This window comes from Methanofastidiosum sp. (genome assembly GCA_035362715.1).
Classification (GTDB): domain Archaea; phylum Methanobacteriota_B; class Thermococci; order Methanofastidiosales; family Methanofastidiosaceae; genus Methanofastidiosum.
The window spans coordinates 1-8,038 of sequence record DAOSDU010000025.1 but is presented as its reverse complement, the minus strand read 5'-3'; the positions used below and the strand labels follow the sequence as shown (position 1 = coordinate 8,038).

6 protein-coding genes and 1 tRNA gene are annotated in these 8,038 nt (G+C 32.4%); 2 read left to right on the top strand and 5 right to left on the bottom strand.

Translation table 11 applies throughout. From position 1 onward, the window contains the following. Positions 1–74 precede the first annotated feature (74 nt). Positions 75–494: an archease gene (locus tag PLI06_09975; protein ID HOI77919.1), complete on the bottom strand. Its 420-nt coding sequence runs from the start codon at positions 492–494 to the stop codon at positions 75–77. A 53-nt stretch (positions 495–547) separates the two neighbouring features. Here PLI06_09975 and PLI06_09970 point away from each other — a divergent pair, with 53 nt between their 5' ends. After that, a complete protein-coding gene (locus PLI06_09970; GenBank protein ID HOI77918.1) occupies positions 548–1,489 on the top strand; it encodes a hypothetical protein in 942 nt (313 codons plus the stop codon). Here PLI06_09970 and pyk read toward each other — a convergent pair. Together pyk and PLI06_09960 are read right to left on the bottom strand one after the other, a co-directional pair. Then, positions 1,478–2,878 (bottom strand): pyruvate kinase, encoded by a 1,401-nt coding sequence (gene pyk / locus PLI06_09965; protein ID HOI77917.1) that lies wholly within the window; start codon positions 2,876–2,878, stop codon positions 1,478–1,480. The genes PLI06_09970 and pyk overlap by 12 nt on opposite strands. 2 nt (positions 2,879–2,880) lie before the next feature. Then, positions 2,881–3,381: a hypothetical protein gene (locus PLI06_09960; GenBank protein ID HOI77916.1), complete on the bottom strand. Its 501-nt coding sequence runs from the start codon at positions 3,379–3,381 to the stop codon at positions 2,881–2,883. Positions 3,382–3,503: 122 nt separating this feature from the next. On the opposite strand from PLI06_09960, the gene PLI06_09955 reads away from it, so the two are divergent. Then, a tRNA-Leu gene (locus PLI06_09955) sits at positions 3,504–3,591 on the top strand. Between the two features lie 394 nt (positions 3,592–3,985). On the opposite strand, the gene PLI06_09950 is transcribed toward PLI06_09955, so the two are convergent. Then, a complete protein-coding gene (locus tag PLI06_09950) occupies positions 3,986–5,188 on the bottom strand; it encodes a PQQ-binding-like beta-propeller repeat protein (protein ID HOI77915.1) in 1,203 nt (400 codons plus the stop codon). Positions 5,189–5,289: 101 nt separating this feature from the next. Further along, positions 5,290–8,038: PAS domain S-box protein (locus tag PLI06_09945; GenBank protein HOI77914.1), on the bottom strand; the 2,749-nt coding region annotated here is incomplete at its 5' end.

Below are 8,038 nucleotides of genomic sequence, written 5' to 3'. Positions count from 1 at the left end.
TAATAATTTTCTTTTATTAAATATAATTTTTTCTAAAATCGTTATAAACAATTATTATATATATTATTTAATAATCAAATATCTAGAACAAATTGTAAATAACAATGCCCATCTTGTTTTTCTAATTTAAACAAAGAATATGTGATGGCTTTTATATCCATTTCTAGATTATCCCCAATAAAATAGTCGCCATAATTCTTTGCATTAAGAGATTTTCCATCGCTTGAAACTTTTACTTCAAAAGATGAAAAAAGAATTCCTTCACTGTCGCGAATAACTAATAATTCAGTAACCCAGTTTACTAAAAGAGACGATAAGTCATTTCCTTCTATAAACATCTCTTTAACTATTTTATTTCCTATTTTGAGTGGATCTAACATTAAACTAGTTACAGCAATGGCCGTGTTTTCGAATAATTCATCGATATTAATACCCCAAACTTTAACACCAATATCTGCTGTAACATCAAAATATTCGAATTTGATACCATTCATTATATAACTTATAAGAATAAAGCTTTTAAAATATCCTACTAACTATTTATTATATGAGAAAACTCTATGCCATAATATTTATAAGTTTTATAGCATTTGGCTTCACTTCAATTTCTGGAATAACAGCGCCAAATGAGAAAATGAAAATTTATTTTGAAAAAACGCCGTCATTCTACTCTGGCGATAGCGGTGAATTTTCTTTGGTATTTGAGAATACTAGTAACAGCATACTAAAAAATATTAATATCTATATTAAAGATGAATATTTTGAATTTACAAAAAATAAGTTCATTTACGGCGAGATGCAGCCTGGCCAAAAGAAGGTAGAAAAGATTCATTATACCGTTAAGTCCATAGATACTGGAACTTACCCCTTAAAAGTAACGACACAATACTCTTACCAAGTGTATTGCTCAGGTTTACAGTGTGATTACACGTCTGAAGGATTTTTGCAAGAAGTTCCATTTAAGATAGATGGTGTAAGATCTCCAATAATTGATTTAAAAGTAAGGAGCTTTGAAGTAAAGGAAATGCCTTATACGATGCCAATTTTTATTGTTAACAGGGGTTCGGCTGTGAAAAGTTCATCTATGATCTTAGAATATGACCGATCTAAGTTTAATTTTGATTATACCGAGGATATTGGACCAATTACTTCATTAACAAAAAAAGATGTGCTAGTCACTAAATTGCCCGAAGTTCCTGGAGATTATACGATTTATCTAAATTTAGAAATTAAGGATATAAATAATAAGTCAACTTATCTTAAGTTTCCAATAAAATTGATAGTTAACACTAAAGAAGTTGTAAAATTAGACAATGCAGTGGAACTACCAGTAGCTGAAGTGAGCACTCCAGAAGTGGCATCAGAACAAATATCTTCAACCACTAAAGTTCAAAAATCTGTGTATATGATGTTACAAGAAGCTGTACTAGTTTTAACTTTATTTGGACTGATAGCAACTTTTTCTTTGATGTTGCTGTCAAGAAGATAGAACTTCGCCTATTTCCCTTATTTCTAACAAGTTTGTCCTTTGTTTTTTTGAGTTACTTACACCAGCAGTAAAAACGAAATAATCATTATCATTTAATCCTTCATTTTTTAAATAATTGGCGGCATGTAAGACTGATTTTGAGATTCCACCCTTTTCTTTATCTAGGTAAACTTCATTTATTCCCCATACAACAGAAAGCTTTCTGGCAGTCGCGGCATTATTTGTCATGCCATAGGTGGGGACTGATAGTTTGTGTCTAGAGACCATACATGCAGTATAGCCTGACCTTGTCGAAGTAACAATTGCCTTGACATCTGATAATAATACAGCTTTTGCAACAAGTGAAGATATTACATCGGCTACTCTTTTGGATGGGCCATATTCAGACCTTGGCTTTAGCTCTTTTTCAGTTTCAATTGCCACCTTTACCATCATTTCTACACTTTCGAGGGGATATTTACCAATAGCAGTCTCACCGGATAGCATAACTGCATCAGCACCACTATAAATTGCACTGGCTATATCCTCAACTTCTGCCCTTGTTGGCCTCGGGTTTTCTATCATAGAGTTTAGCATCTGAGTCGCAACGATTACTGGCCTGCCCTTTACGTTACATTTTTCAATTATAGATCTCTGAACACTTGGAATCTTTGAAAGATCAATCTCAACTCCCAAATCGCCCCTTGCAACCATTATGCCCTCAGAATATTCAATTAAGTCATTGATATTTCTTATCCCAAAGTTGGACTCTACCTTGGAAATTATCCACTGCTCGCCATTGTCTTCTTTTATTATTTCTCGTGCCTTGATTATGTCTTCTTTAGTTGATGCAAAAGATAGTGCAATAAAATCAACTTCGTGTTTTACTCCAAATTTTATATCAATTAGTTCATTTTCAGTAACGGCCGAAGGACAGTATTCATTTTCAGGGATATTAATACTTACTTTTTGTCTGAGATTTCCTTCATTTAAGGCTTTTAGATGGATATCCTTATCTTCGATTCTTACTACTGAAAATATTAGTGTACCATCATCAACTAGGACTTTATCATTAGGTTTTAAGAATCTAGATATATCGTTTTGCAATGGAATAATATCTTTTGCTTTTTTTGTAGAAAAGATGTATTCTTGATCTGTAACAATATGGATTGTATTATTAAATTCTCCTATTCTAATGTCTGGACCTTTTGTATCGAGCAAGATGCCGATCTTTTTATTGGTATCCTCCGATACCTCTTTTAGGATATTAATAACTTTAAGATGTTCAGAATGAGTACCGTGAGAGAAGTTTAACCTTGCAACATCCATTCCGGAAAGAGCAAGTTTTTTTATCATCTCATAATTTGAAACACTTGGCCCAATTGTGCATACAATCTTTGTTTTCTTCAAATCTAGAATTCCTCCCATGCAATGTCGAATTCGATCTCTAGATTCATTATTTTGTCGATAACAGATTTTAATGTCATATTTTTTGATTCTTCTGAAATATTCATTAAAAATCCTAAATTGCCTTTATTAATTAGAATTGGAGTTAATTTATCAATATTAACCTTTTTTCCGAGGATATCTTTTTCAGGAAAACTATCAGGATCAATCTTAATCTTTGTTATTAATATCGAACCTTTATCACCAGTAATGCCTTTAATTTTTTCTTTTAGCCGTTTTTCAATTTCTCCGATTGGTATATCCCTGTGTTCTCTGCAATAGTGAACTGAATTTATAGAATAAATATTTTTTTCACCGCTATGTTCTAGAAAACCAATGCTACTATCTCCAATATCACTTCCCTTGTGCCCAGGGAAACTACAATTTTTAACTTCAAGAGGGTCAATAGAGAATACCTTCATTATGCCCAAAATATCTTTTGCCCTATCGGCCATTAAATGTTCCATTTGTCACACCTGAAAAATAATTATGAAATTAGTATAAAAGTTTCACTGTATTTAATTGACGTACGTATTATCGTTACATTTATAAGGAACTTCAAAATATATGGCTTGGATTTAATCGCCAAGCGGGGGTTGCCGAGCCTGGTCAAAGGTGCAGGGCTTAGGACCCTGTGATGTAGGTCTTCCTGGGTTCAAATCCCAGCTCCCGCACCATCAAGGTTGATTCTGGACTGTTTTTGTGGGTTTGTTCGCGGTTTGTGCTACATTTTATTGATTTATAGTGGATTTTTGCCAATTTGGGAAATGGTATTTTTGGATGAACTACATCGCTGAGGCATTGCCCTATTATTACCCTAAAAAACGTATTATTTACTGTATATAAATTTTATCAGAAAAGATTAGGTAATTTTGCATAAACAAAAAATCATTAAAAGTCAAAAGGTAAATCCTTTGCAGATATAAAATCTTTCAATCTATCTTTTAAAAATTTAGGCTGTTTTTTTATTACTTCTCCTTGCAGAAAATGTGGTGGGGGCGTTATTAAAGAAAACATACTTGGCTCTTCCTCATATTTATGCCCAAAATGTCAGAAGTTATAATCTGCTTATTATTTTCTAATTCCCAATAATCTAAGTATTATGTCAAATATTCCTTTAGTTTCTTTTGTAGTATTCTCTTTAGTCTCTACTGTTTCTTGGTTAGATTCATTCTCGTTGGGATTATCATTTTTATCAGAAATATATTTATTTGCATCAAATTCTTTTTTTTCACCTATATTGAACAGAAATACTTTCTCTCTCGACGTTGAAACTAAACTTGAGCTATCTAGAGAGAGTACCAGAGAATTAATAGAATACATATAATAGGGATCATCAAATGTTTGATAGCTCCATATCTCTTTTCCCTTGTCAGATAATACATAAATTTTGTCCATAGAGCCTGCGGCAATTAAAGTTCCATCTGGATTAATAGAAACCGAATAAATCCCTTTATCGTCAAGAGATTTCCATAACTGCTGACCATTGTTTGAGATTAGATAGACGCCACCCTCTCTAGAACCTGCAACTATATACTCTCCACTAGGATTGATTTTAACATTTATTACTCCATCATTTCTTTTAGATTTGCACAATGTTTCTCCGGTTTTCGAGATGATGTGGATCCAACCATTTTTTGTGCCGGCAGTAATATAATTGCCATCAAAACTAATATCGACAGAATTGACTTCAGCAGCTGTATCCATGCTCCAAAGGATTTTCCCGTCATGGGATAATAGGTATACGTTATGGTCATTTGATCCAACTACAACATACTCTCCATCAGGAGTTATTTCGACTGCTGTAACTGGGGCATTAGTTTCAAGTTTCCAGAGGAGACCTCCTTCTCTTGATAATAAATATGCCACTCCATCGTCGGATCCAGCAATTATTTTTGACCCATCAAATGAGATTGCAACAGATTCTACTGTGTTTTCGGTGGGAAAAGTCCAGAGTAACTCTCCATTGTTTGAAAAGAAATAGATATTTTTATCTCTTGATCCACCAACAATATAAGATCCTTTAGGAGTTATATCTACAGAAAGTGCCCTATCATTTGCTAGAAATTTCCATAATATGTTCCCTTCTTTTGACAAAAGATAGAAGTTATTATCAAGTGACCCAACAACAATAAATGAACCATCTTGGTTTATATCTACAGAATATGCTGTTTTTTCAGTATCAGCATTCCAAAGAACGTTGGAAGAAGAAACTGTTCCAGATAATATCAAAAACAAAATAAAAGTGGAAAATAGCAATAGTATCTTTCTCATAGAAAACTTATAAAATCTCTTTTTTTAAATTTAATTGTAATAACCTAACGAAGAGATGATTCTACATAAAGTCAATTAGCATAATATTCATTTTAATTATATTAACATATTCTATTCTTTGAGCTGCAAACTGTGTATTCTAAGATAAAAATCGCTCCAGTGGGCTTATTATCCGATACTTTTATACTCCCGCCATATCTCTCCATTATTTTCTTGACAATATATAGCCCAAGCCCAGTGCTTCTGTTATCGCCATAGCTGAATCCCTCTTCAAATATTCTAGTTTTTATTTCTTCCGGGACGCCTATACCATAGTCAGCAATTTTAACTATACAGTATTTTTCTGTCTCTCTGATTTCTATATCTATTCTCTTAGTCTTTCCATGAATAATAGCGTTCCTAATAATATTGTCTATCACGGAAAATATTGCTTCATCTGTACATATTTTACACTTTCCACTAACGTTGAACTTAATTTCGGGATAATTCTTAATAATATCTAGAATAACCTGATCAATTTCATATTTTTGTATCGGACTATCTGAAATAAGTGCTTGCTCTAACTCTCTCATTCTTTCAATCAATGTAATACTCTTATCAAGAGCTCTAGAAGCTTTCTGTTTTAATCTAGGGTTAGAATCTCCCATCAAATCACAAACAGTTAGTACTATCGTAAGATCATTTAAGATGTCGTGTCTTAATATTTTATTAAGGATTCTTAAAGTTTCATTTAATTCATTTACTTTATCTTCGGCTTTCTTTCTTTCTGTGATATCAGTGCCAACACAAAATATGCCTTTGATAATGCCATTTTCATCCCTTATTAGTTTATTAGTCCAATATATCCATACTCTTTCTCCACTTTTCTTCACATTTTCATTAATATTAATATTATAATCAGATTCAAAATTAATCATATCTTTGATAAGTTTCTTTAGCTCTTTTCCTGATGATTCTATTTCAGGAACAATTGTTCCGATACCTAACTCCCCAATTATTTCATTCTCAGAATAGCCAAAGAATTTTAGTCCAAATTCATTCATTGATAATATTCTTCCTTCGTTATCGAATTTTAAGATAATACTATTTGCATTTTCAACTAGTTCTCTATACTTTTCTTCACTTTCTTTCAGCGCTTTCTGAAACTTGTCCTTTTCAGTAATATCTAAGCCCACGCCAAAAAAGAAATCAAATGTTCCATCTTCCTTAAGTATCGATCTGCCGTGCCACTCTACTAAAATCTTCTTCCCATCTTTTGTTAGTATATTGTTTTCATTGATTGTAGGAACTTTGGATTTAATCAAATTATCAAATGTTTGAGCTAAATATTCCCTCTCTTCTTTTGGGACAAAAGTTGATATATAATCGGCACCCATAACTTCCGCTAATTCATAGCCAAGTGATGTAAGCATTGAATTATTCATCAGTAGAACTTTACCCTTAGAGGTTATAGCTACATAGAACGCTGGTGACGCTTGAACAAGTGTGTTGACAAATTCTTTTTCTTTTAAAAGTTCCTCTTCAGCTCTTTTTTGATACGTGACGTCACGAATTGATTCGATGGCCCCAACTTTATTGCCTTCGTTATCATAAAGGGGGGCCGCTATTGCCCACACATAAGCTCCTTTATTATTATAAAGGGCTGGTGTGAAAACTTCGGCATACACCATGTCACCTTTTGTTTTGATAAATTTATATTTTGAAACTATGTCACTATTTTTATCAAATAGAATGTCAATTAGTTGCCGTCTTGATTTTCCGTAAAAAGGAATTGACACATAAATATGTTCTTTTCCAATCATATCTTTTTTTGGAATTCCAGTCATTTCTTCAATAGCATGATTCCAGGCTATAATTTTGTCATCTTTATCTATAATGAATGTCGCATCTGGGAGGAATTCGATAATGTTTTCAAGTTCTTTGTTTTTAGATTTCAAGCGCTCTTCAGACATCTTTCTTTCAGTAATATCTTGTATAACTCCTGTGACAGCAACAATTTGCCCCAAATCGTCTTTGATTGGAGTCACTGATAAATCAGCCCAGAAATAAGAGCCGTCTTTTCTTAGATATCTTTTTTCTATATTATATGAGGACATTTTATTATTAAAAAGAGGTATTAATTCATTTTTACTTAATTCTAGATCTTCTGGGTGTGTTACATCATTTATATTAAGTTTTAGTAATTCTCCTGCAGTGTGGCCCAACAATTCAGCTAATTTACTATTAACTTCAAGAAAGTTGCCTTTTGAATCTACAAGGTCTATGCCAACTGATGAGTTTTCAAATATTGAGGATAGTTCCTCTTTCTTTTTTCTTAATTCATCTTCAATTTTTTTTTTATCGGTAATGTCCCTACCTACCGCTTGGTACTCGATTAAATTTCCATCGTCATCAAATATAGCTCTATTTATCCAGTGTAGAAATCTAGTCTTTTCTCCAATAATGTATCTATGCTCAATTTCTTTTATGGGATTAGTAAGGGTAAGAGACTCTAATAGCGATTTTAATTTTTTATAATCTTCTTCAGGTAAGAATGAGAAGAAACTTTTTCCAATTAATTCTTCCCTTCTCATTTTCATATAATTGCAATATGCATCATTAACAAAAGTGTGGGTGCCATCTGGAGTAAATCTAGTTATAAATTCAGTCTGATCTTTTACAATATTCCTGTATCTCTCTTCGCTCTGTTTTAACGATTCTGAAGTATTTTTTAATTCAGTTAAATCATTTAGAATTACAACTGTCCCAAAAAATTTTCCGCTAACATCAAGCATCTTTTTCATTTTTACTTGAAAATAGCACAAACCTTTTTTAGTTGGAATTAATTTCTCAATTTCTGACTTTTCTTTT